Origin of the sequence: Lacibacter sp. H407 (assembly GCF_037892605.1) — a bacterium.
GTDB lineage: Bacteria > Bacteroidota > Bacteroidia > Chitinophagales > Chitinophagaceae > Lacibacter.
Window position 1 is genome coordinate 4,031,114 of the sequence record NZ_JBBKTU010000001.1, and the last position, 23,029, is coordinate 4,054,142.

The window sequence follows — 23,029 nt, forward strand, 5'->3', positions numbered from 1 at the left end:
AACACAAATCCGCTTCAGCTTTACAATCAACTTCACCTTTACCTCCATCAAACCTTCTTCAACTCAGACTTCCTGTTCTTCTGAATATGATTCCAGGTGGCAAGCAGAAAACCGATTGTCATTACAAGTATACCCAACCACAACACATTGATGGCCGGGAATTGATACGCTTTTAAAGTCACATACTCCAGTACCGAGTTACTTTCTTTTACACCCAGGTTAATTCCATCTTTATCAGCACCTGTAAAGGCCAGAATGAGACTTTGTGAAATAACCGTATCTGCTACCGGACGAATATTGTTACCACTTAATACAAGCAATGGCTCAGCAGTATACTTGCTGCTGTCTTTCGCATACACAGTGATCTTGGCAGCAAATACAGAATCGGTTGATTGATACGATACATTCTTCCGCTTAATATCCCGCCCCACTTCATCCAGCACAAGAAATCCCTGTGAATAGAAAACCGTATCGCCTGGTTTTATTTTGTTGTCTTTAAAAGTGGATGTATCCTTATTCTTATCAGGATTTGGCAATGACGTGATATAGGTAAACACATCTTTGTGGATGTAATGTTTACTGTCTGGATTTGCCATGATGCCTTCGTTGCCTTTGAAGTTCACAAACGCATCTGGATACAATGTAAATCCTTCTTCTTTGTTCTTGTATTGAAAATGTATTTTGAAATATTGCTTGGGATCAGATGGATGTGTGGAATCGCCTTGATAGGTAACCATGTAACGACCCATATCGGTTGCAATACCTTTTACAAGCGTTAAATTCTCAGCAGGATTTTCCTGGCTTTGCTCCCCAAAATTCACCATGATGCCGCTGGTGTTCCAACTCAATACTTCTTTCTTGGAAGCAGAAACAAGAATGCCCAAGAGTGTTAAACCAAATCCAACGTGTGCAATGGATGCACCGGCTTTGATCATTTTTCCTTTGATGCCGGTTACGATATACATGCCGTTTGCGATGATCGAATACACCGCTGCAAAAATACTGAGGTGAATAGCAGCTAAAAATCCAACACCATACTTGGTATAGTTGATATCGCCAAAAATGCTGATGCTGAGCGAAGCGATCAAGGCTATCAGTGTGGGCAACCAAATTGATTTAATAAACGCAGCACGGCTGGTTTGTTTGTATTTCAAATACTGACCAATAGCGGTAAGCATTGCAATTACAAACGAAAACAGGATCAATACCTTATTATAGGAGTACTCAATATCCTGCGCCGGAGCGTATTTGGTTCCGAAAATTTTATTGATAACAGGCAGCGATGTTTTACCGATAATAAATACAGCCGAAATAAAGAACAACAATGAACCCACAAACAACCAGAACTCACGTGCACTGATCGCCTCTTCTTTTACAATGGTGGGAATTTGTTTGTACCGCAAACCAAACAGCAGCAATGAAGGCACAACAAAGATCAACAGGAAAGTAAGCAACTGTGCATTCATTCCCAGATCAGTGAAAGCATGTACGCTGGTATCGCCCAAAATACCACTACGGGTTAAGAAGGTAGAATAAATAATGAACAGGAATTGCAGAATAAAGAACAGGAATGTTGCCCGTAACGAATGACCGGTGTGTTTATAGGCAATCAAAGTATGTATGCCACAAATCGAGATCAACCAGGGCACAAGCGATGCATTCTCTACCGGATCCCATGCCCAGTAACCACCAAAGGTCAAGCTTTCGTAAGCCCACGCCGCACCCATCATAATACCCAGCCCTAAAATACCGGCACTGAACAACGCCCACGGACGGGCGGGTAATACCCAACCTCCATAATCTTTTTTCCAAAGTCCGGCAATGGCAAAGGCAAACGGCACCAATGTACTTGCAAAGCCGAGGAAAAGAACCGGCGGGTGAATCGTCATCCAATAGTTTTGTAACAAAGGATTCAATCCATTTCCATCACGAATAAAGCTGAGGTAATCGCTGCGCAAATGCCCTTCCGAATCAAACCCGATCGGGAATTGTTCGGGGCTCAGCATGCCTTGATCACGCATCAACACAAACGGATTACTACCTATTTTAAAATCAAAGAAATAAATACCTATTACCATGGTAGCCAATGCAAACTGCATAAAACTAATCGTGGTCATAACAGGCGCTTCCCATTTCTTTTCACGCAAAATGATGATGCCGCCGAGCACACAATGCCAGAAACTCCAGAGGAGAAAACTACCCTCCTGCCCTTCCCAAAAACAAGCCAGGATATATTGCATTGGCAACTGATAATTGCTGTGCTGCCATGCATATTTGTATTCAAACCGATGATTGGAAATAATAAAATAGAGCGCCACGAAAATGCCGATCACCGAAATGATCTCGGCCAGGAACGATACCCGGGCGATCCGTTTCCAGTTTTGCTGCACCGTTGGTATGTGCGATTGTGTTGCTTTGAAATAAGCAATAGTGGCAAGCAGGGAAGCAACAAAAGAGAGAACCGCTAAGAAATTTCCTATTTGTCCGGGTAGTAATTGTTCACCTATAAATGGCATGTTCAGATAATTGGTTCAAAAAACAGTTTACAAGATGGTTGGAGAAAACAGGCATTGCCGTTTTCCTGTAATGAGGCAACGGATGAGCTTATTTTGAAACTGTGCTGATCTTTGTTTTTTCATCAACGTACTTACTCGGGCACTTGATGAGAATATCGTCACACAAAAATGCACTGTCGGTCATTTTTCCTTTCAGCACCATCCGTTCGCTACGCTCCATATCGGTTGGTGGCTTCCCTTTCATGTACACCACTTTTGTAGCACCACCCAGTGAATCTTTAATGTGAAAGCTGAGATAGTTGGGGTTTTTCAACGCATCGTATTCGATCTGTTTGCCATTGGCTGTATCCAGCTTGGCGATCAGGTGTAAAAACTTTCCGGGCTTGGCCTTGGCTGAATCGATCGTATCGTAGGTTGAAAGGTCGCTCATGGTGCTTATCAATATACCAATGGCCACTGCAATTACTACTAAAATCAGGATATGTGACGTCTTCATCTGCTCCTCGTTTTTGTGCAGCGCAAAGTTAGACCAAAAACAAGTTGCTTTATGGCCTGTTTCAGATTAAAACACATAATATTGGATAGATGGTGTTAAAGCTTGCAATAACTGTACAGATAGTTATTTGAATTGTGGACAATGTATCCTCTTTACCGCCTCAACAATAAACTCACAACTGATCACTTTCCCCGCTGTGCAAAACTTTCCATGCAACTATGCCTTGGTGTTGTGCAGTCTATTACCTTTGCAAACTCTTTTCAAATAGTAATGATCATGGCCGATCTATCCGGGTTTGACCCCAACAGTGCGGGGAACCCCAACTACAACATATTCGGACTTCCTTTTTCAGAAGAAGATGCAGACCTCGTTGTGTTTCCCGTTCCATGGGAAGTAACCGTAAGCTACAAAGCAGGTACAGCCCGGGCTCCCGAACATATTTATCGTGCCAGCCTCCAGGTTGATCTGCATGATAATGATACCAACGATGCATGGCGACGTGGTATTTATATGCGTGACTTAGATCGGAAGATCCTCCTTAAAAGCGATTACCTCCGCAAAGAAGCAGAACTCTATATTAATTATATATCGCAGGGTGAAAATGTGAACGATAACAAGTTCATGTGCAAAACACTTAAAGAAGTGAATGAAGGAAGTTTGTTCCTCAACAACTGGGTGTACGAACAAACCAAAGAATTACTGGCGAAAGGAAAATTGGTAGCACTGCTCGGTGGCGACCACAGCACACCACTTGGTTACTTCAAAGCCATTGCAGAAAAGTTTGGCGATTTTGGTATCCTGCAAATTGATGCACATCTGGATCTGCGTGAATCATATGAAGGATTCAAGTATTCGCATGCATCGGTTATGTTCAATGCACTCAATGAAATTCCGGAACTGAAAAAATTGGTGCAGGTGGGCGTTCGTGATTATGGCGACAACGAATGGAAGATCGTATGCGACAGCAACTATCGCATTGTTCCTTACCTCGATCGAGACATGAAGGAGCGCCAGTACGAAGGACAAACCTGGAAACAAATTGCAGATGAAATAGTCGAGCATCTGCCTGCCAATGTTTATATCAGTTTTGATATTGATGGCTTGGATCCGAAGCTTTGCCCACATACGGGTACGCCGGTAATGGGTGGATTGGAAACGGAACAAACCTTTTATCTCTTCCGCAAAATCATCACCAGTGGACGAAAACTCATTGGCTTCGACTTGAACGAAGTTGGCATCAGCACTACCGAATGGGATGAAAATGTAGGTGCACGGGTATTATACAAACTTTGTAATATGTTATTGGCTTGTAATCCAAAATAAGAATATGTAATTGGGTATTGTACAATGGATTCATCAATGATGGATCCATTTTTTTTGAACAGGAATGAGAAAGCGATCGAATCATCATATCTCATTTTATTATCAACTAAAGTAGCGGACAAAAAAAAGGCCGTCCCTGAAAAGAGTCGGCCGTTGCTAACCTATGAAAAACACCTACGTGCAATATAGAGCAAAAAAGAATTAGTTGTGTGGTTTAAAAAGACATTCTAAACTGATGCCGAAAAAACTGACAATTGAATGATAAAACAAGGAAACAAAAAGTGGAGTGGATGGCAGTAAGCTATGCAAGAGTTGGTATAAAAAAATAGGCCGTCCCTGAAAAGAGTCGGCCGTTGCTAACCTATGAAAAACACCTATGATGCAAAAGTAGATGCCTGCAACGAACTTTTTTGTAGTATAAATTCGATAATTGCCATTTTGAAAAAAAAGTTTGTCTCACTCAAATTTATTGTTTCATGTAATACTGCCTGGCTGTAAACAGCCCCTCTATGCAATGGTTACAATGGTGTGCAGATTCTTTTTTTTGAAAAGCTTTGCCAGCTTCAGAATTCTTATATCTTTACAACGCCTCAATCAGATTACCCGGCGCACATCAGTTAGTAAGCTTTTGTCTCTTTGTTGCCGGTTGTAAAAAAGTCCGTTTCGTTCGCATTCAGTTTATTGTCCCGGATCAGTATCAGTTAATCAGTTCGTTGTTCAAAGCCTCGCTGTTAGTAGTTATTTATTAGTTCACACTTTTAAACTTAATACTATGAAGCTTTCTGATTTTATTCTGTTAGATGAGGAGAAAAAAACATCAGCCGTTTTGCACCAGGGTATTTTAGTAGGTAAGCGACAGCTTCGCCAGTGTATGATCTTTTTGTTTCAACTGGAAGGTTATTATGTTGAGACCTGGTGTAATTATGAGAACAAAGCCATCGAGGAATTCAGAGTGTTTGATAATACACAATTATTACAACCCTATCTGGAAACCATTTCCCTGAAAGGTTTGTTGGCATAATGGAGCACAGCAATTCACTTTCGTTCGGATTTCTGTTCTTGTACCAACCGATACCAAAACTCTTATTTCATAAACTGAAATAAGAGTTTTGGTACTTTGCATGTATTCTACTACATTTGCAATGTTATTTTGAGTCTAGCATCAGTAATCGTTATTATTCTTCTTTGCATCAGCATCTTAGTTAGTTTCTTACTTCATGTCTTCCTCAAGGATTTATCAATTTTAATTTTACAAGAACATGAACATTTATGTTTCAAACTTGAGCTTCAACGTACAAGATGAAGACTTAAGAGAGTTTTTCACTCCTTACGGAGAAGTTACTTCAGCAAAAATCATTAACGACAGAGAGTCAGGGAAATCACGTGGTTTCGGATTCGTTGAAATGAGTGATGATGCTGCTTCTAAAAAAGCTATCGCTGAATTGGATGGCGCTACAGTTGAAGGCCGTGCCATCAAAGTAGTAGAAGCTAAACCAAAAGAAGATCGTCCTGCTCGCAGCGGCGGTGGTTACAACAACGGCAACAGTTACAACAAGAACAGATATTAATCTATAGTTCATTGCCTTTATACAAAGCCCGGTTTATCCGGGCTTTGTTGTGTTATATCGGTAACGGAGCACGCTTCTGTTTTAAATTGATCAGTTATTGCTGCTCCCTTCGTACAAGTTCATCTTTGATCTTTTTCAGATTCTGCACATTTGCAATAAACAGCGGAAGAAAAATAACAGGCAATATACTAAACACGCCAAAGCCACCTCGTACGGTTAGAAAAACAGAAGCTGCACTCATTAATACGAGTGATATGCCAAGAATGGGTGTTGCTTTTTTCAAAACCTCTTCTTTGTTTTTTAATTCACCAATTGTTAATTGATCAAGGGGTTGTTGTGCCATGATATTTGTTTTGATGATGAGCAATAGTAAGATAAAGAAAAAACAGCTGACTGAATTTGTTGCAGAGCCGATATGAAGATCTCATACGAACAAAAACCACTGCATTTACTTCCTGCCCGTCTTCAACAACAGTTCCACCAATGCTTCCACTGCCGACCATTGCGGATTATGATCTGCTTCCAGTTGAACTACCGACCAGCCTTTCTTTTTTGCCCGATCGGCCTGCAATGCAAAATCATCTGTTGATGCTGCGGCGCCTTTCGCAACAGTAAGTATATAAGTAGTGGTCAATTGTAACCGCTTTGGATTCGTCAATGAAATTGTATCGGTAAATGTTTTTACAGGATGTGGTACATCTTTCGGTGGTAATTGTCCCGGCCTTACCCATGCAGGAATTAAGTAACCATTGCTGGCCATTTTCATCAACCCATCAGCACGTGCTCCTTGTATGCGTACAACACTTTCACCATGTTCCGGCACAAATGCATCGAGATAGATCAATTGGCTGATTCTACCGGGCACACGATCCGCCACACCGGTAATCACCATGCCTCCGTAACTATGCCCCACTAAAATAACATTGTACAGATCTTCATACAAGATCATATTTACCACATCGTCGACATGTGTATTCAAACCTACTTCAAGTGATGCAAGGTGCACCCGCTCCCCTTGTCCGGTTAACGATGGGCGATACACAATTGCTCCTGCTGCCGTCATTAACGAATCAGTTTTCTTAAATGCCCAGCTACCACCCCATGCACCATGTACAATTACATACACAGGTTTAGCTTGTGCAAATAACGTTGACGAAAAAATTATCAACGCAAACAACATCATACTGATCAGGCGAAACTGCTTCATAAAAACTAATTGTTAAGATGAAAGTACATACTACTTGCGAATGATAACAAATGATCTAATCTGTTATTGCAAAACAACCAGTTCAATAGTCTACTTTATAATCTTTTTTTACTGCTTCACCGTTCCATGCTTTCTTACTTGTCCAATCGGCAGCTGCATCTGCCCAAAATGAATGCGATGCCGGTAAGCCCAAACTCAGGAAGCCAAGTGTTGCCAGATATAAACTTCCGGTTGATGTGTATTTGTCAGCGATTGATGGCTGATGACCATTGAATCCTAAAACCAACCATCCGTTATTGTCAAAATTCTGATCACCGTCATACATTTTATGCATGATGGCCGTTAACCCACAACGCACCTGCGCAGCCGAAACAGTTGCAGGCAATTTTTCCATGAGTGCTGTTTGTGACAAAACCTGGAACGCACCTGTGCGATAGGTAATGGAACGGCCCAATGCCGGGAATGTTCCATCCGGCGCAATGATGCGTTCAAGAAATTCAGCATGGCGGGCCATCCGTTGTACAGCAAGATCAAATTCCTGTTGCGATGCCATTTTCTTTTCCACCAAAACGCTATACAGATCAACCAGCATTGGATGAATTACAAACGAATTGTAATAATCCATACTGAATTTTTCACCATCGCTGTACCATCCATCACCAACATACCATTCCTTCATTTTCCTGATGGCAAAATCAATTCGTACCGGATCGTGCTGCTCACCGATCTTCAATAAAAATCCTTCCGTGATACCCGCAAACAATAACCAGTTACTATAAGAGCCCTTTCGGTTACGTAACGATTTGAACTCCTCAATAAAACGTTGTTTCGTTACAGCATCCAACGGATGCCACAACGCATCAGGTGCACGGAGAAAAGCATGTGCAACAAACGCAGCATCAACCAACGGTTGCCCATCCGTTCTGAAATTTAAATAATCAGGATGATTGGGATCAACAGCGTTCGCTAAGCCTTTCAGTAATTCATCACGCAACTGTTTACGAAGTTTTCCTTCAGCTGTTTCATCATCAGGCAAAGCCAACCAAGGTGCTATACCTGCCATTGTTCTTCCAACAGCTTCGAGATAAGTTACCTTTGTTGCCTGCAGATAATAATCAGGGGCCAGCTCTAACGGCATGTTCTTTTTCAATGTACCCCGGGCAAGATTATGTACAACCGGGTAAGCAATTTTATACAAGGTCTTCGCCCAAAAAGCTCTGTCCTGCAAGCCAGATAACTGATCAGGTTGTTGTTTATTTTTATTTGATGACTGGGCTGATAATACTTGTACCGCTATCAAAGAAATAAATACGAGTGATACAAGTGCAACATATTTTTTCATAACAAGTGATTACTGCTGAAGATTGAATTTACAGGATTCTTTTTTTGTAACTGCTTTCGATTAAATATTATCTTGTTTCTCTAAACTATACAGGCAATGAGAACTTCCTTTTTAGCACTAGCAGCTATACTTGCAATCTTTTCATGCAATGAAACTGATCAAAAAGGAACGATGGTTTCTACTTCGTTCGATAGTTCGTATCAACCCGCTATGTTTACAGATCCTAACCGTCTGGAAAAAATCAAAACAACCTTTGCAGTGATCGACAGTTTATATAAAAACCATACAACAGACAATCATTTACCAGCCATTTCATTTGGAATTGTTGTAGACGGAGAATTAGTTTATAAAAACAGCTATGGCTATACAGATATCGAAAAGAAAACACCTGCAACAACCGCCTCGCTGTTTCGAATTGCATCTATGAGCAAGAGTTTTACTTGTATGGCTATTCTAAAACTGCGTGACGAGGGCAAACTCAACTTAGATGATCCTGCTTATTTGTATATTCCCGAACTAAGAAATATCAAGTACCCAACAGCAGATGCACCACATATAACGATCCGGCATTTGATGACACATGGTGCAGGTTTTCCGGAAGACAATCCATGGGGCGATCGTCAATTAGCCGATACTGATAAAGATTTGATGGAATTTATTGGTAAGCAGATATCCTTCTCCAATCCACCTGGTATAGCATATGAATACAGCAACCTCGGTTTTGCTTTGCAGGGAAAAATAATTACAAAAGTAAGTGGCATGCGGTATCAGGATTATATCAAACAATTCATTCTTGAACCGCTGGGGATGAAAACAACTACGTATGAATATGCAGATGTAGCGCCCGATAAACTGGCACATGGTTATCGCTGGCTCAATGAAAAATGGAACGAAGAAACATTGTTACACGATACAAAGGATGGAAGCTGGGGTGCAATGGGCAGCATGATCAGTTCCATTGATGAGTTTGCAGCCTACATGTCGTTTCACCTTTCGGCATGGCCACCAAACAATGCGGCAGAAAATGGCCCTGTTAAACGAAGCTCGGTACGGGAGATGCATCATCCATGGCGATGGAATGGGTTTAATCCCAATTATAAATTTCCTGATGGAAGAAACTGCGCCATTACATCTGCTTATTGTTATGGATTGGGATGGATGAATGATTGTGAAGGCAGAACATATATTGCTCATAGTGGTGGACTACCAGGCTTTGGAAGCCAGTGGCGCATTATGCCCGATTATGGAATTGGTGTGGTAGCATTTGGCAATCGTACATATGCTCCGATGGGTGGAATTAACTTGCGGGTGCTTGATACATTAATTAAAATGGCGAGCCTGCAACCACGGCAATTGGCGCCATCAAAAATACTGGAGCAACGTAAAAATGAATTGATGAAGCTATTACCAAATTGGACCAACGCAGAACAAAGCGGTTTGTTTGCTGAAAACTTTTTCCCTGATTATCCGATCGATATTTTAAAGAAACAATCAATCGATTTGTTTGCCAAAGCTGGAAAAATAATTGCAGTAAAAGAAATGAAAGCAGAAAATCAATTGCGAGGCTCATTTATTGTAGAGGGAACCAACATCAATATGGAAATCTATTTTACATTATCGCCGGAAAACCCGCCGCTAATACAGGAGTACCATATAAGAGAGATAGCAAAACAGAAGTGATCATTTTTTTAGACATAGCATGACCAAAAAAAATTGAAACCGTCTATTGTCAATTGTCTCTATTCATAATAAAACTGCTTTCCTGTTTTACAAAACCAACTTTTGGATAATATTCCATGGCTGATGGTACAGATAGCAATAAAACCATCGACTGCTCTCCTACTTTTTCTTTTGTTAAGTTGATGAGCGTTTTGCCAATGCCTTCCTTTTTATATTCATGTTTAACAGCAAGGTCTGCGAGGTAACAACTCCAAACCCAATCGGTAATGCAGCGTGAAATACCTACCAACACATCATTGTCCCATGCTGTAACAATAAGATTTGAATTGTCGATCATTTTCTGCATTCGCTCTTTGTCATTTGTTGGACGTGGCAAGCCCGCATTGTTGTAGAGTTCGATGAGTTGATCAGCAGTCGGCTTGCGATCGAAACTGTATATAATTTCCATGATGTTTGCTTGATGATAAATGTAGCACGAAGTAAAGAAAATTATTGATCTCGATCGGAAAGACGAGCTGTGTTTGTTCGATCAGTATCCTTTATTCCGAAACTTCAACAGCTTGGTTCCATATATATCGCCTACATAAATATTTCCTTGCTGATCTACTGCAATATCATGATACCAGGAAACAGTCCGTTTGTTTTCGCCGCTGCTTCCAAATTGAAAAACAACATTTCCTGCAGTGTCATATTGAAATACTTTCGAACCTTTGTTACCCATATCAGTTGTAATAGTATAATCAAAATCAATAGCGTACAGATGCTGTGCACTGTCGATCGTTACTGCCGGCAATTGCGGTACAGAATCTTTGTTCTTTAACACACGCAGAAATTTGCCATTCTTATCAAACACCTGGATGCGGTTATTTTGCCGGTCGGCTACATAAACATGTTCACTTTTATCAATCGTTATGCCATGCGGTATATTAAACTCACCTTCATCGCTTCCTTTTGTTCCCCACTCCAATAAATAACTACCTGATGCGGAAAACTTCACTACCCTGCTGTTACCATATCCATCACTGACATAAAACGAACCATCATCAGCCACAACAACATCAGTGGGTAAATTAAAATGTAATGAATCGTTACCAGGAGTTTTTGCAACACCCAAGGTCATCAACAATTGTCCATCATGACTGAATTTTAAGATTTGATGCAGACCAACATCTGTTACCCAAATATTATCTTCTTTATCAACCGTTAAGCCATGCGGCATAATAAACTGGTTGGCGCCCCATTCATGAATAATTGTTCCAGTTTCTGCATCAAGCTCAAGTATTGTATTCGTATCAATAAATGTTTCTGGAAAAGGATCGGTCCATTTTCTTCCGGCTCTGTGAAACACAAAAACGTGCTGTTTGCTATCAATGCTAATACCTGTTGGTTGACCAAATGAATAACCGGTGGGCAATTTCGGCCACGCATCAACCAATGCATAGTTTATTGGTTGATCCTTATTATTGCTTGTTGACTGATCAGTACATCCATAAAAAACAATCGATGCAAATAAGAAACAGATCTTGATTGTATGCATACTTCTTTTATTTAAATTATACCAGTTTAAAGTCGCTGTCCCATCCATGATCGATAAATCCTTTGCTGCATTTCAGTTGGTTGAACGATCTGCTTCAACTTATACAACCCGTCTGATTGTACTAATTGCAACCCTGCAAATAATAAATAATGATTATAGTCGAGCTCCTTTGTAGTATAGACATAATCAAAAAATGCTGCAAGGGAAACACCCGCTGTTACTTCACAAGCTTCCTGAAACTCAGCTTCAGTGAATCCACGCTTTAATTGCAGGTAATATTTTTGATAAAGCAATCGCATTACATCATCCAATGAGCGTTTATTACCTGATGATTGACGGATTGCCAGATCAAGCAGCATACCTACCAACGGCCCTTTATCATAGTACGAAATGGTCTTTCCTTTTTCATCGCCGCTGTTACCAAACGGGCCATCCCGCCATGTTTTATAACTCGCCTGTTGAAGCGATTGATGCAAGCGGCCCGGATTTTTTTCATGTGCTGTGATGTTCCGTTCAAAATTCTGCAACATGGTTTGCTCATCTGCAAGTCCGGCACGCTTTAAAACAATGTATTCGTAATACACAGTTAACCCTTCGCTGATCCAGAGTTGATTGGTGCGGTTTTCTTTATCGTAATCGAACGGGCCTAACTCAAATGGCCGTATACGTTTTACATTAAAGTGATGAATGTATTCATGTGCCAGAAAGTTAAGCATGGTATTCATGCCTGGAGCAGTATTCAACCCTTTACCGTCGAAACTCACGGTTGTATTATTGGCATGTTCAATACCACCTCTGCCCGGACCAATTCCTATAAACGTATACTGCTGATATGGAATGTCACCAAACAACTCAGTTGCAACCTCAATCATTTTCTGCAGCTTATTCATAAGATCCTGCCGATCAAATTCACCCAGCTTATATCCAATAAACCGATGAACAATTCCCTTTACTTTAAATGAAGGAAGTTCTTCAAGGTTGCCCACAAGAATGGGACAATCGTACAACTCATCAAAATCAATTGAACTAAAACGGTTGCTGATTTTTGAATCAGGTGTTAAACCGGTAGCGATACCGCTCCAACGATTTCCTTTTTCTACTTTAACGGCAACGGGCATTTGCAAAGCGCCCTCCACATACAAAAAACTATTTGCCGGAATGATGTAAGCACGGTTACTGTCTACATAACTGTTCGCCACAAACTGACGTTTCGTTTGAATTGAATAGTCAACCACAAATACTTTATTGCGTACACCTGTTACACGCCAGGTATTTGAGTTGATCTGTTGTAACGATAATTGGTTGCCTTTTGCATCTGTTGCCTTGATGGCCTGCACATCGCCTGCATAATTCATGAGTTGATAATAACCAGGCGTCCAGTTAGGCATTTTCAACAACAACGTATCCTTATTCCATCTTTCTAAAGACATCGTTACGTGGTATGCATGCGAAGAAGGATCGGGTACCGACACGGAGAATTGAATTGTTGGTTGTTGCGCAGAGACTTTTACTGAAGTAGAAACAAACAACAGGATCAATACAAAGGCAGCGGCTTGCTTGCCCGGGAAAATTGACAGAATGCTCATGTTGATAAAATTGAGATCACTGCAATATTAAGCATTAAGAAGAAGCAGCTTTGCCTGTTGATCAACAACAGCACATCATCCCTTGATCATTGTTTTCAAAAACGTTTGCACGGCTTCTGATCGTCCAAGTGGTTCTGTAAGAAAAATGAACAGGTTTACATCCAACGCAAGATAAGTAGCCGGGTGTTTCAGTTTGCCATATTTCCATGCAGCAATAAGCAACATAGCAATGATGAGCCCCTGTGCAATATAAATGGGTATCATGATATCAATGTTTGGCCAATCCTTCCTGTTGATAGCAATGTAAACATTTTGTACGCCTCTGCCCAGTGCCGGCATCATGATCAAAAACACCGTGGAAACAAGCCACCATGCATGATTCTCTATTTGCTTACGATGGATAATACTTTTAATAATGGCAAAACCAAAAGCCGTCATCATCACTATTTCAACAGCAGCCACTCCAAAAAAGAACCAGGGTTCAAACGGACCAAACCGTTCAGGATTTTTCATAATAGCTTCTGTTGTCGCAATATCACGATGCATCATACTCAATGCCGTTAAGCAAACAGCACCAGCCAAAAACATTCCAATGATTCCATTAGTGCGATGCAGATTTAATTTGCCATGTGTTGCCCAATATGGTTGGAGAATCAGATACAGGTACCACACAGTTCCCGTCCAGTAATGGATATGTACCGACCACGCATTGTCGGTAAAGTCGCCCCAATAATCCCTGAAAATTCCAACTTGCATAAAGAACATGGGTACGAACATCCACTTGTATAAACTTTTGTAGCGCTGCATAGCAGAATGGGTTTTGGTTTGAAAAAAGTGAAACAAAGCCGGACAAATCCAACTACGAAAGAAAGATAAACCGTTCGGCCGGTTCAGGCAATAGCTATTTTTCGCTAGAAGCAGCAACCAATTCATTCAAACGCCCTTCCACCATCCAATCATCAATAACTGATATCCACCACTTTTTTTCTGCTCAGCTTTTGCATAGATTTTGGTACAATGCTGAGGATTTCTTCTTTCAATGTCTGGATCAATTTTGTTTTCAAATGATCACGGTGAATCACCAGACTTACTTCCCTTGCCGGTCTCGGTTCTTTCAACTGCTTTACAAATTTCATTTGCGGTTTGGTAAATTCCATCACCGCCAGCTCGGGTAAAATAGTAATGCCATCACTTTTATCAACCATCCGTTTTAATGTTTCAATATTGCCGGTTTCGTATCGAAAGTTGATCGCAGAGAACTTTTGCAGCTCACACAGATTTAAGATCTGTGAACGGAAACAATGTCCTTCTTCCAGCAACCAGAGTTGATTGGGGTCTATTTCATTCGGCAACACATACTTCTTATCATACAACGCATTGTTTTTTGAAACGTACACAAACAGTTCCTCATAAAACAACACATCTTCTTTTATCGACGAATCTTTTAACGGCGTAACTACAATACCGCAATCAAGCCGGTTATTTTTAAGTTCCTGTACAATTTCTTCTGTAATAATTTCACGTACCACCAGGTTTACCTGCGGATATTTTTCACGGATGTTTTTAAAAAGCGGCGGCAACAGGTACGGTGCAATGGTTGGGATAATGCCAATGCGTATTTCACCACTCATACTGTCTTTCTGTTCGGAGATCAACTGCCGAATCAATCCCGCATCACGCAGCACTACACGTGCCTGTGCAATAATGCTGGCACCAATTTCAGTAGGGATCACCGGTTGTTTGGTACGGTCAAAAATCTTTACCCCCAATTCCTCTTCCAGCTTTTGAATTTGCATGCTGAGGGTTGGTTGCGTAACAAAACATTTTTCAGATGCCAGTACAAAATGCCGGTGCGTATCAAGTGCTACAATATATTCGAGCTGTGTCAACGTCATAGAGATTGCTTATATCTTTATAAAAATAATCAATTTGCTTTATTAAAACAGCTGTGTTAACATTGCATCTCGTAAAACAATCCCATTCACCACCTCTTGTTAATTATTGTTACTGTAATTACTAAAATCTATAAACCGTTTACAACATGAGTAATGACAATCCGCACAGCAACACATCGTACAACGTAAACGATGCAGCCAAGTGTCCATTTATCAGCGGAACGCTGAAAAGCAGCGCTGGCGGCGGCACCAGCAACCGTGATTGGTGGCCCAATCAACTGAAGTTGAACATCCTCCGCCAACACTCCACCCTTTCAAACCCAATGGGTGAACAATTCAATTACGCAGAAGAATTTAAGAAACTCGATTTGGCAGCAGTAAAAAAAGACCTTGCTGAACTCATGACCACATCACAGGATTGGTGGCCTGCCGACTACGGACACTATGGTCCCTTCATGATTCGTATGGCATGGCATAGTGCAGGTACCTACCGCATTTGGGATGGTCGTGGTGGCGGTGGTGCAGGTACGCAACGTTTTGCACCGTTGAACAGCTGGCCCGACAATGCCAATCTTGATAAAGCCCGTTTACTCCTCTGGCCTATCAAACAGAAATATGGCAAGCAACTTTCATGGGCCGATCTGATGATCCTTGCCGGTAACGTGGCCCTCGAAACAATGGATTTTAAAACTTTTGGTTTTGCAGGTGGACGTGCAGATGTATGGGAACCCGCAGAAGATATTTACTGGGGTTCTGAAACTGAGTGGCTGGGCGACAAACGCTACAGCGGTGATCGTGAACTGGAAGATCCATTGGGTGCAGTACAAATGGGACTTATTTATGTAAACCCGGAAGGACCAAACGGAAATCCTGATCCATTGGCATCTGCCCGTGACATTCGTGAAACCTTTGGCCGTATGGCGATGAATGATGAAGAAACCGTAGCTCTTATTGCAGGTGGACATACATTCGGTAAAACACATGGCGCTGCAGATCCTTCCAAATATGTTTCCCGTGAACCGGCAGCTGCAAGCATTGAAGAGCAAGGTTTGGGATGGAAAAATACATATGGTACCGGTGCTGGTGCAGATACCATTACCAGCGGACTGGAAGGTGCATGGACAACCACTCCTACCAAATGGAGCAACAACTATTTTGAAAATCTGTTTGGCTACGAGTGGGAATTAACCAAGAGCCCCGCCGGCGCACATCAGTGGAAACCAAAAGGTAATGCAGGTGAAGGATTAGTGCCTGATGCACATGATACTTCAAAACGTCATGCACCATTTATGCTCACAACTGATATTGCGTTGCGTGTTGATCCGGCATATGAAAAAATTTCCCGTCGCTTTTACGAAAATCCCGATGAGTTTGCTGATGCGTTTGCACGTGCATGGTTTAAATTGACACATCGTGATATGGGACCACGTGCCCGTTACCTAGGTCCGGAAGTACCTGCTGAAGTATTGATCTGGCAAGATCCGATTCCTGCAGTTGATTTTGAATTGATCAATGAACAGGATGTTGCGGCATTAAAATCAACAATTCTTGCAAGCGGTTTAACTGTAAGCGAACTGGTCTCTACTGCATGGGCTTCTGCCTCTACCTTCCGTGGTTCCGATAAACGTGGTGGTGCAAATGGTGCACGTATTCGTTTGGCGCCGCAGAAATACTGGGCAGTCAACAATCCTCAGCAATTGAGCAAAGTGTTGGATGCATTGGAAGCAATTCAAAAAGAATTCAACAATGCAAATGGAACGAAGAAAGTTTCAATGGCTGATTTGATTGTGTTAGGTGGATGTGCAGGTATTGAACAGGCTGCAAGAAATGCTGGCATTACTGTTACTGTGCCATTTACACCCGGACGCAATGATGCTACACAAGAACAAACCGATGTTGAATCGTTTGCAGTATTAGAACCGGCGGCTGATGGTTTCCGCAATTACCTCAGCAGACGTGCCATTACATCATCAGAAGAAATGCTGGTTGATAAAGCACAACTGCTCAATCTTACTGCTCCTGAAATGACAGTATTGGTGGGTGGTATGCGTGTACTCAATACCAACTTCGATGGTTCAAAACATGGTGTGTTTACCAATAACCCCGGCGCACTCACCAACGATTTCTTCGTAAACCTGCTTGATTTTGGTACAACATGGAAAGCGGCCGACTCTGTACAACAAGGTTTCTTTGGAACCGATCGTGCAACAGGCGATTTAAAATGGACCGCCACCCGTGCCGATCTCATCTTTGGTTCCAACTCAGAGTTGCGTGCAATAGCTGAAGTATATGGCTGTGCCGATGGTCAAGAGAAATTTGTAAAAGACTTTGTAGCCGCATGGGACAAAGTAATGAACCTTGATCGTTTTGATATAGCGTAATCGTAAATAAGCATAAGAATCAATGTGTAAAGCCGGCCTGGTAACAGGCTGGCTTTTATTTGTGCGTACTTGGGTGTGGCCGCCTTTGAAGAGAGTTGCCAACCTTTGGAAGATTGGCAACCCTGCGCTAAATATTGAAAGATATTTGCATAACGAGAAAGCAATCATCTAATGCCATGCTAATAATCACTTGCACATGACCGTTACTCTTAAAAAAGTTGCCGGTATAGACGTGCTGTTTTCATTGCCGCTTTTATTCTGACTGTTAAACAGGTTTTCAAGTTCCTGTTGCAATGCTTCTGCTTTGCCGTTTTTTCCTGCGGCCTCAAACGCATTCATAGTGGGACCGTAATACTGTTTAAAATTATTCACGAATAATGAAGGTGAATAACCAGCCTTGAACGTAAATGTTTCTTTTGCAAAGGAGATGTTTTCCTTTGGAATACCGGCAGTTTCAAAACGCTTGATCACCTCCTCTTCCACTCCCCATAACATCGGACTCACAAAACCTTCTGGAGGTGCAGGAGTATAAGCTGAACTGATCTTTAATATTTGTGCTACCAACGTTGGGTCACCGGGTATCCAGTTGCCCATTACAATTCGGCCACCTTTACGTGTTACCCGAACCATTTCTTTTGCTGCTTCCAGCGGACGTGGTGCAAACATGGCACCGAAGATGCTGACCACAAGATCATAACTTTTATTCTGCTGATCTTTCAGATCCATTACATCACCTTCATAAATTTTGCAACGTTCCGCAACGCCCTCATTCGTTGCACGTATGTTTCCTGCTTCAACAAGATTGTGTGCAATGTCAACACCTGTTACATTTGCACCGAGTTTTGCTGCAGGTATAGCTGTATCGCCATCACCACAACCAACATCTAATACATCCATTCCGGGTTTAATGCCGAGTGTATCAACAAGTGCTGCCGAGCTTTCACGCATAGTGTCGGCTATCTTGGTAAAATCACCTTTCTCCCAAAGTGCTTTGTTCGGATTCATGGTTAAGTTTTTAAAATGTAAAAAGTAAATAACTGTTTATTACAGATCGAAACTATTGCCTGTAAAGAAACTTTCCTTTGCTGTAAAGTCCGGGTATTTTGCTTAGCGGCTCACAAAACCAATGTTTGCCTTGCTTCCATTGGTGACATACCAAAGCGCTGTTTAAAACTGCGGCTGAAATGAGAGCTGTTTTCAAAGCCACTTTCAAAGGCTGTTTCGGCAACCGACTTTCCCCGGTTCTTTAAAAGAGCCATTGATTGCTGCAATCTTTTTTCAAGCAGCCATTTGCCCGGCGAAGTGTGAAACTGTTTTTGAAAATCACGTTTAAATGCCGACAGACTTCTGTTACATAGTGCAGCATATTGTTCAAGTTTCAGATTAAAACAATAGTTGTCGTGCATCACTCGTTCCAATGAAACGGATTGGGGTTCGTTCATCATCGAACAGAAATAAGAAAGTAGCTCTGCATTGTCCCTGTTGTCAGCTATGTTTAAGATCAATTCTCTGAATTTTAATTCGAGTAATGATTGATCGGGTGCTGTTGTTCCGGAAAAATAAGCATACATCGAAACGAAAAACGATCGCAACGTATCTGTTACATTAATGGGTATAACAGAATTATATTGTCGGCCTGTATTTGCAATAGGAACCGACCTGTTCCTGAGTGTTTCGCAAATAAATTGATCAGGTATAAAAAACAGAACAAGACAAAAGCCGATATCAAAAAACTGTTCAAGTATGCAGGCTCCTTTTCGTACCAATACACAACTACCTTCACCTATTTCATACGAACCATGTGCAGTATGCCACACTTTTTTCCCTTCCAGCACATAGAAGATATAATTTTCATGGCTCCACAGATCAGCAAATTTATCTTTCATTAAACGTGCCTCCGGCGGACAGTTGAAAATAGTGATCAACGAATCGCCGCAGCTAAACTGTTTACAATACTGGGGATATGTTAATACACGTTCCTGGAAATTAACCATAGCGTTTAGTTGGTTCGTTAAAAATAACACTTGCCAGTGATGTTTTTAACATTGTTGAACGCTTTAGGAACTAACACCTTGGTTCGTGCCTTCACGAACCATAGTAGATCCCGGGATTGATCTATTCTAACTCCCGGGGTTGGTTACAACATCGTCCTGTGGCAACGAACATGGCGGAGAGCACTAATACATACCAACAAAAGCAAAATATTACATTGTTTGCCCAAACGTCAGCAAGTTGTTGTCTGGATCAAGCATGGCAAATTCTTTTTGTCCCCACGGTTTGATTTGTAAATGGCCTGCCGGATGTATGGTACTGTTGTTGTTCAACATTGACTGATAAAGCGCATCAATGTCGTTTGTGCGAATATAAACCTGCCCATAATTTTCTTTCGGGTCAAGTTCTTTAAATTCAAAAAAGTGAATTTCAGCATTATCTTTTTTAACCAACAGATAACCATCATAGTCGGCGTTACCAATATCATCAAAACCTAATTGCGTTAAATAGAATTCTCTTGTTAGTGATTTGTTACGCATTGGAAGTTTTGGAACAATGGTTGTGAGCATAGATTTTTTTTTACAAAGATGATTATAAGATTGAGAATGACAACTTCCGTCCGCCCCGGCCAGCGAGCGGATCGTATTCAGCATAATTTGAATTTGGTTTTGTGATGTAATGCCGGGAAGGAAACTGACGTTGATATCGTCCTATACATACGGTGGTGAGTTTCGTGTATTCATATATGATCAACTAAAAATTAAATCCAAAATGAAATCCCGGTTCTCCGAAAACAAATTTCGACCATTTATCGTCTAACTGTTTAAACCCATCCGGCAGCTTTGTATGATAAGCACGGTGAGTAATGGCAATAGATGGTTGAATAAAAAAACGATCCTTAAAAAGTTTGATGTGATAACCGGCACGGTAGGTGTTGAAAATCTGAAAACCTTTGTCAATTTTTTTGCCTTCCTCATCCACAAAACGTTGCCAGGAAGGCATTACATTCAGTTCGGCATACAAACCTTTCCATAAAAACCGTTGATAAGCTACCGACAAACCAAACTCACGCACATAGCCCGGAAATTCTTCTTCCGGCTTTCCGTATGATTTGTTTAAAAAAGGGTGAATCCCATTTGGCCAAGCATATTTCCAGGTTTTGGGTTCGATTGTAATGACATCTTTTCCGGTAATACGATAGCCAACATTGAATTGAATAAAGTCGGGACTGTTCGTAGAAGCCAAATTACCCAATAGAAACAAAGTGCTGCCAACAAACCACCGTTTATGAGTGGTGTCTGTTTTTGCATATTGTGCTTTGAGCTGCAGTGTGCCTGTCATCAGTAAGACAAAACCAATGAATAAAATTTTCTTTTGCATTTCTTTTCTTTTTATGTGAAACGATAATGCAAAAGTGGACTGGCGGGCAACAACAATACGTTCACTTAAGTTAAGAAATACCTGTTAGCTCTTTTTTTCAAGAAGTCTTGCCCTTAGTCTGCTTAAAGATTGAGGTTTGATGCCTAAATAGCTTGCCAATTGGTGTTGTGGAACACGCTGAACAAGGTCTGGTCTTTTTTGCAGTAAGTTCAGGTATCGTTGTTCAGGTGAAGAAGTCTTAAACTCGTCAAAATTTATTTGCTGCCTGGCTAGCAATTCTTCCGAGAATTTTCTGCAAATGATTTCAAACTTTGGAAACTTACTGTTTATATCTGCTTCCATATCAGCATTCGAAACTGTAATAATACTGTCTTCAACACAACTGATGTAATAATCAGATGGAGCTTTACTGATTACAAAATGAGGTGTTAAGGCGTCCATTTCTGTGTAGAAAGCGGTTGTTTTTTCTTCTCCATCGATGATGTAATACGAGCGAATACAGCCTTTTAAAACAAAATAGCTTTCGTTCGAATATTGTCCTTCTTTGAGTAAAACCGTCCCTTTCTTTACTGTACGAAAAACGTCCACAGATGCAATTGCGTCCTTTTCCTCATCTGTAAGAGAAACGTATTTTGATATAAAGTCAAATAGTAAATTTTGCATTGTTTGTTTTGTTATTACGGATCACTCCCGTCCTTCTATCGCTGAAATCTTATTGTCTTTTGTAATTGTTATAAGCAGCTCTTCGGGTTCGTTACGAAAGATGAGCCGGTAATGATAAACCCTGTTTTCGTTCGGCAAATCTTTCCTGTCAAGTAATTCTATACGCATAAAATATCCCAGGCTTTTCAAATGAGCAGACGCCCGGCCCGACCGTGGAATAAAACGCTGCGCCATTTCAGGTGTAAATAAATCTTCTGTCAACTTGTTATCAATTAATTTAACAACAAAATTCTTGACCAGTGCGGTAATCTTCGGTTCATTGTCTTTAATTGCTTTTAATCTCGGTATCCGCAATTCCGGTTGATATAGTTCTAATACCCTTGTAGCAATTTTATTGGTATTGGCTCTTCGCAGATTTGCAAAAACAATCACTGCGATCTTTTGCTGCGGATATTTTTTAATTGTTGATTCAAACCCTTGCCATGTGCCATTATGCTCTACAATTTTTTTACCTTGAAGGGAATCAACCCACCAGCCAAAGCCGTACGGAAAACTACTGCCATCATTCAGTTTTACCGGCGACCACATCAATTCATAACTTTCTTTTTTCAGCAGCCTGCCGCTGTTTAACCCGGCTTCCCATTTGGCCATATCAAGTGCAGTAACATACATGGAACCATCTGCCGTAGTGTTGATAGACGGAGAAACCCAGTCCTGGTTTTTTATTTCACCATCCACCAGTTGGTAGCCGGCTGCACGGTTGGGTACAAGATCGTACTCAGAAATAATTCTTGCCGTTGTCATGCCCAACGGATCAAAAATGCGTTGCTTTAAAAATTCACCATAAAACCTACCCGTTACTTTGCTGATGATCAATCCAAGTGCTACATAGCCAGCATTACTGTACACCGATTTTTCACCGGCTGCAAATTGCAATGGAATATTGCTGATAATTCGGAATAAACTGTCTTCGGTATAATCGGCTCTGTAATTGAAATCGTCGGGATACTCGCCAAATCCGGCAGTATGTGTAAGCAGATGTTTCACAGTGATCGAATTCCACGAGGCAGGTGCGTCAGGAAAAAACGTTGTAAGCCTGTCATCAAGGTCCATTTTACCATCTTCCACCAGCAGCAGAATAGCAAACGCAGTAAATTGTTTCCCCACCGAGCCGGCCTGAAAAACAGTTTCCGGCTTTACGGCCACGTTATGTTCAATGTTTGCAACACCATAGCCCTTTACATAATCAATTTTTCCATTCCTTACAACTGCAACAGACATACCGGGGATGTTTTGCTTTTGCATTTCAATCTTCACTAACGAATCCACCCGGGATCTCAATTTAACGGAAACGGGTTGGGCTTCACAGTAAACACTGATCGCAAAGAAAATTTGTAACAGAAAAAACCTGGCTACCATCTTACCTGTTTTTATTTGTTTGCCCGGAGTCTTATATAGTGGAC

The 23,029-nt window shown here is 41.2% G+C and carries 21 protein-coding genes; 5 read left to right on the forward strand and 16 right to left on the reverse strand.

Translation table 11 applies throughout. From position 1 onward, the window contains the following. Positions 1-47: 47 nt before the first annotated feature. Positions 48-2,516, reverse strand: a complete 2,469-nt coding sequence (gene ccsA, locus WG989_RS17380; protein ID WP_340431319.1) for a cytochrome c biogenesis protein CcsA — start codon at positions 2,514-2,516, stop codon at positions 48-50. Between the two features lie 88 nt (positions 2,517-2,604). After that, the gene (locus WG989_RS17385; RefSeq protein WP_340431320.1) at positions 2,605-3,012 is read right to left on the reverse strand and encodes a cytochrome c maturation protein CcmE domain-containing protein; all 408 of its coding nucleotides are present in this window, start codon (positions 3,010-3,012) and stop codon (positions 2,605-2,607) included. A gap of 276 nt (positions 3,013-3,288) precedes the next feature. Between WG989_RS17385 and WG989_RS17390 the strand changes: the two genes are divergently transcribed. From WG989_RS17390 to rbp, 3 genes are all read left to right on the forward strand, one after another. Next, positions 3,289-4,335 carry an agmatinase family protein gene (locus WG989_RS17390; RefSeq protein ID WP_340431321.1) on the forward strand — a complete coding sequence of 349 codons (1,047 nt, stop codon included), beginning with the start codon at positions 3,289-3,291 and terminating at the stop codon, positions 4,333-4,335. Between the two features lie 772 nt (positions 4,336-5,107). Beyond that, complete coding sequence (locus tag WG989_RS17395; protein ID WP_340431322.1) at positions 5,108-5,356, forward strand: hypothetical protein; 249 nt, start codon at positions 5,108-5,110, stop codon at positions 5,354-5,356. A gap of 238 nt (positions 5,357-5,594) precedes the next feature. Next, on the forward strand, positions 5,595-5,903 hold the full coding sequence (gene rbp / locus WG989_RS17400; RefSeq protein ID WP_340431323.1) for an RNA-binding regulator: 309 nt from the start codon (positions 5,595-5,597) through the stop codon (positions 5,901-5,903). 94 nt (positions 5,904-5,997) lie between these two features. Here the strand turns inward: rbp and WG989_RS17405 are convergent, their stop codons facing one another. From WG989_RS17405 to WG989_RS17415, 3 genes are all read right to left on the reverse strand, one after another. After that, on the reverse strand, positions 5,998-6,246 hold the full coding sequence (locus WG989_RS17405; protein ID WP_340431324.1) for a hypothetical protein: 249 nt from the start codon (positions 6,244-6,246) through the stop codon (positions 5,998-6,000). 105 nt (positions 6,247-6,351) lie between these two features. Next, positions 6,352-7,110: an alpha/beta fold hydrolase gene (locus WG989_RS17410; protein WP_340431325.1), complete on the reverse strand. Its 759-nt coding sequence runs from the start codon at positions 7,108-7,110 to the stop codon at positions 6,352-6,354. A gap of 82 nt (positions 7,111-7,192) precedes the next feature. Then, positions 7,193-8,452 carry a DUF2264 domain-containing protein gene (locus WG989_RS17415; RefSeq protein WP_340431326.1) on the reverse strand — a complete coding sequence of 420 codons (1,260 nt, stop codon included), beginning with the start codon at positions 8,450-8,452 and terminating at the stop codon, positions 7,193-7,195. A 96-nt stretch (positions 8,453-8,548) separates the two neighbouring features. Here WG989_RS17415 and WG989_RS17420 point away from each other — a divergent pair, with 96 nt between their 5' ends. Then, positions 8,549-10,132: a serine hydrolase domain-containing protein gene (locus WG989_RS17420; protein WP_340431327.1), complete on the forward strand. Its 1,584-nt coding sequence runs from the start codon at positions 8,549-8,551 to the stop codon at positions 10,130-10,132. A gap of 49 nt (positions 10,133-10,181) precedes the next feature. Here WG989_RS17420 and WG989_RS17425 read toward each other — a convergent pair whose 3' ends face one another. From WG989_RS17425 to WG989_RS17445, 5 genes are all read right to left on the reverse strand, one after another. After that, a complete protein-coding gene (locus tag WG989_RS17425; RefSeq protein ID WP_340431328.1) occupies positions 10,182-10,580 on the reverse strand; it encodes a GNAT family N-acetyltransferase in 399 nt (132 codons plus the stop codon). Between the two features lie 81 nt (positions 10,581-10,661). Next, on the reverse strand, positions 10,662-11,669 hold the full coding sequence (locus WG989_RS17430) for a peptidyl-alpha-hydroxyglycine alpha-amidating lyase family protein (protein WP_340431329.1): 1,008 nt from the start codon (positions 11,667-11,669) through the stop codon (positions 10,662-10,664). Positions 11,670-11,695: 26 nt separating this feature from the next. Further along, positions 11,696-13,255 (reverse strand): M61 family metallopeptidase, encoded by a 1,560-nt coding sequence (locus WG989_RS17435; RefSeq protein WP_340431330.1) that lies wholly within the window; start codon positions 13,253-13,255, stop codon positions 11,696-11,698. 75 nt (positions 13,256-13,330) lie between these two features. After that, positions 13,331-14,062 carry a hypothetical protein gene (locus WG989_RS17440; protein ID WP_340431331.1) on the reverse strand — a complete coding sequence of 244 codons (732 nt, stop codon included), beginning with the start codon at positions 14,060-14,062 and terminating at the stop codon, positions 13,331-13,333. 152 nt (positions 14,063-14,214) lie between these two features. Beyond that, the gene (locus tag WG989_RS17445; RefSeq protein ID WP_340431332.1) at positions 14,215-15,150 is read right to left on the reverse strand and encodes a hydrogen peroxide-inducible genes activator; all 936 of its coding nucleotides are present in this window, start codon (positions 15,148-15,150) and stop codon (positions 14,215-14,217) included. A gap of 146 nt (positions 15,151-15,296) precedes the next feature. Between WG989_RS17445 and katG the strand changes: the two genes are divergently transcribed. Beyond that, entirely contained in the window at positions 15,297-17,531 is a 2,235-nt protein-coding gene (gene katG / locus WG989_RS17450; protein WP_340431333.1) for a catalase/peroxidase HPI, read from the forward strand. Between the two features lie 186 nt (positions 17,532-17,717). Here katG and WG989_RS17455 read toward each other — a convergent pair whose 3' ends face one another. The 6 genes from WG989_RS17455 to WG989_RS17480 all read right to left on the reverse strand — a co-directional run bounded on the left by WG989_RS17455 (position 17,718) and on the right by WG989_RS17480 (position 22,985). Continuing rightward, positions 17,718-18,566, reverse strand: a complete 849-nt coding sequence (locus WG989_RS17455) for a class I SAM-dependent methyltransferase (RefSeq protein WP_340431705.1) — start codon at positions 18,564-18,566, stop codon at positions 17,718-17,720. A gap of 80 nt (positions 18,567-18,646) precedes the next feature. Next, a complete protein-coding gene (locus WG989_RS17460) occupies positions 18,647-19,525 on the reverse strand; it encodes a helix-turn-helix transcriptional regulator (RefSeq protein ID WP_340431334.1) in 879 nt (292 codons plus the stop codon). 210 nt (positions 19,526-19,735) lie between these two features. Beyond that, positions 19,736-20,176: a bleomycin resistance protein gene (locus WG989_RS17465; RefSeq protein ID WP_340431335.1), complete on the reverse strand. Its 441-nt coding sequence runs from the start codon at positions 20,174-20,176 to the stop codon at positions 19,736-19,738. Positions 20,177-20,276: 100 nt separating this feature from the next. After that, positions 20,277-20,903, reverse strand: coding sequence for a hypothetical protein (locus WG989_RS17470; protein ID WP_340431336.1), 627 nt, complete (start codon positions 20,901-20,903; stop codon positions 20,277-20,279). An 84-nt stretch (positions 20,904-20,987) separates the two neighbouring features. Next, a complete protein-coding gene (locus tag WG989_RS17475) occupies positions 20,988-21,566 on the reverse strand; it encodes a Crp/Fnr family transcriptional regulator (protein WP_340431337.1) in 579 nt (192 codons plus the stop codon). A gap of 21 nt (positions 21,567-21,587) precedes the next feature. Then, positions 21,588-22,985 carry a serine hydrolase domain-containing protein gene (locus WG989_RS17480; RefSeq protein WP_340431338.1) on the reverse strand — a complete coding sequence of 466 codons (1,398 nt, stop codon included), beginning with the start codon at positions 22,983-22,985 and terminating at the stop codon, positions 21,588-21,590. Positions 22,986-23,029 lie beyond the last annotated feature (44 nt).

What these genes read in the sequence shown, in the direction of transcription:
- ccsA (WP_340431319.1), bottom strand. Translation starts at nt 2,516, where the DNA reads ATGCCATTTATAGGTGAACAATTACTACCCGGACAAATAGGAAATTTC.
- WG989_RS17385 (WP_340431320.1), bottom strand. Translation starts at nt 3,012, where the DNA reads ATGAAGACGTCACATATCCTGATTTTAGTAGTAATTGCAGTGGCCATT.
- WG989_RS17390 (WP_340431321.1), top strand. Translation starts at nt 3,289, where the DNA reads ATGGCCGATCTATCCGGGTTTGACCCCAACAGTGCGGGGAACCCCAAC.
- WG989_RS17395 (WP_340431322.1), top strand. Translation starts at nt 5,108, where the DNA reads ATGAAGCTTTCTGATTTTATTCTGTTAGATGAGGAGAAAAAAACATCA.
- rbp (WP_340431323.1), top strand. Translation starts at nt 5,595, where the DNA reads ATGAACATTTATGTTTCAAACTTGAGCTTCAACGTACAAGATGAAGAC.
- WG989_RS17405 (WP_340431324.1), bottom strand. Translation starts at nt 6,246, where the DNA reads ATGGCACAACAACCCCTTGATCAATTAACAATTGGTGAATTAAAAAAC.
- WG989_RS17410 (WP_340431325.1), bottom strand. Translation starts at nt 7,110, where the DNA reads ATGAAGCAGTTTCGCCTGATCAGTATGATGTTGTTTGCGTTGATAATT.
- WG989_RS17415 (WP_340431326.1), bottom strand. Translation starts at nt 8,452, where the DNA reads ATGAAAAAATATGTTGCACTTGTATCACTCGTATTTATTTCTTTGATA.
- WG989_RS17420 (WP_340431327.1), top strand. Translation starts at nt 8,549, where the DNA reads ATGAGAACTTCCTTTTTAGCACTAGCAGCTATACTTGCAATCTTTTCA.
- WG989_RS17425 (WP_340431328.1), bottom strand. Translation starts at nt 10,580, where the DNA reads ATGGAAATTATATACAGTTTCGATCGCAAGCCGACTGCTGATCAACTC.
- WG989_RS17430 (WP_340431329.1), bottom strand. Translation starts at nt 11,669, where the DNA reads ATGCATACAATCAAGATCTGTTTCTTATTTGCATCGATTGTTTTTTAT.
- WG989_RS17435 (WP_340431330.1), bottom strand. Translation starts at nt 13,255, where the DNA reads ATGAGCATTCTGTCAATTTTCCCGGGCAAGCAAGCCGCTGCCTTTGTA.
- WG989_RS17440 (WP_340431331.1), bottom strand. Translation starts at nt 14,062, where the DNA reads ATGCAGCGCTACAAAAGTTTATACAAGTGGATGTTCGTACCCATGTTC.
- WG989_RS17445 (WP_340431332.1), bottom strand. Translation starts at nt 15,150, where the DNA reads ATGACGTTGACACAGCTCGAATATATTGTAGCACTTGATACGCACCGG.
- katG (WP_340431333.1), top strand. Translation starts at nt 15,297, where the DNA reads ATGAGTAATGACAATCCGCACAGCAACACATCGTACAACGTAAACGAT.
- WG989_RS17460 (WP_340431334.1), bottom strand. Translation starts at nt 19,525, where the DNA reads ATGGTTAATTTCCAGGAACGTGTATTAACATATCCCCAGTATTGTAAA.
- WG989_RS17465 (WP_340431335.1), bottom strand. Translation starts at nt 20,176, where the DNA reads ATGCTGAATACGATCCGCTCGCTGGCCGGGGCGGACGGAAGTTGTCAT.
- WG989_RS17470 (WP_340431336.1), bottom strand. Translation starts at nt 20,903, where the DNA reads ATGCAAAAGAAAATTTTATTCATTGGTTTTGTCTTACTGATGACAGGC.
- WG989_RS17475 (WP_340431337.1), bottom strand. Translation starts at nt 21,566, where the DNA reads ATGCAAAATTTACTATTTGACTTTATATCAAAATACGTTTCTCTTACA.
- WG989_RS17480 (WP_340431338.1), bottom strand. Translation starts at nt 22,985, where the DNA reads ATGGTAGCCAGGTTTTTTCTGTTACAAATTTTCTTTGCGATCAGTGTT.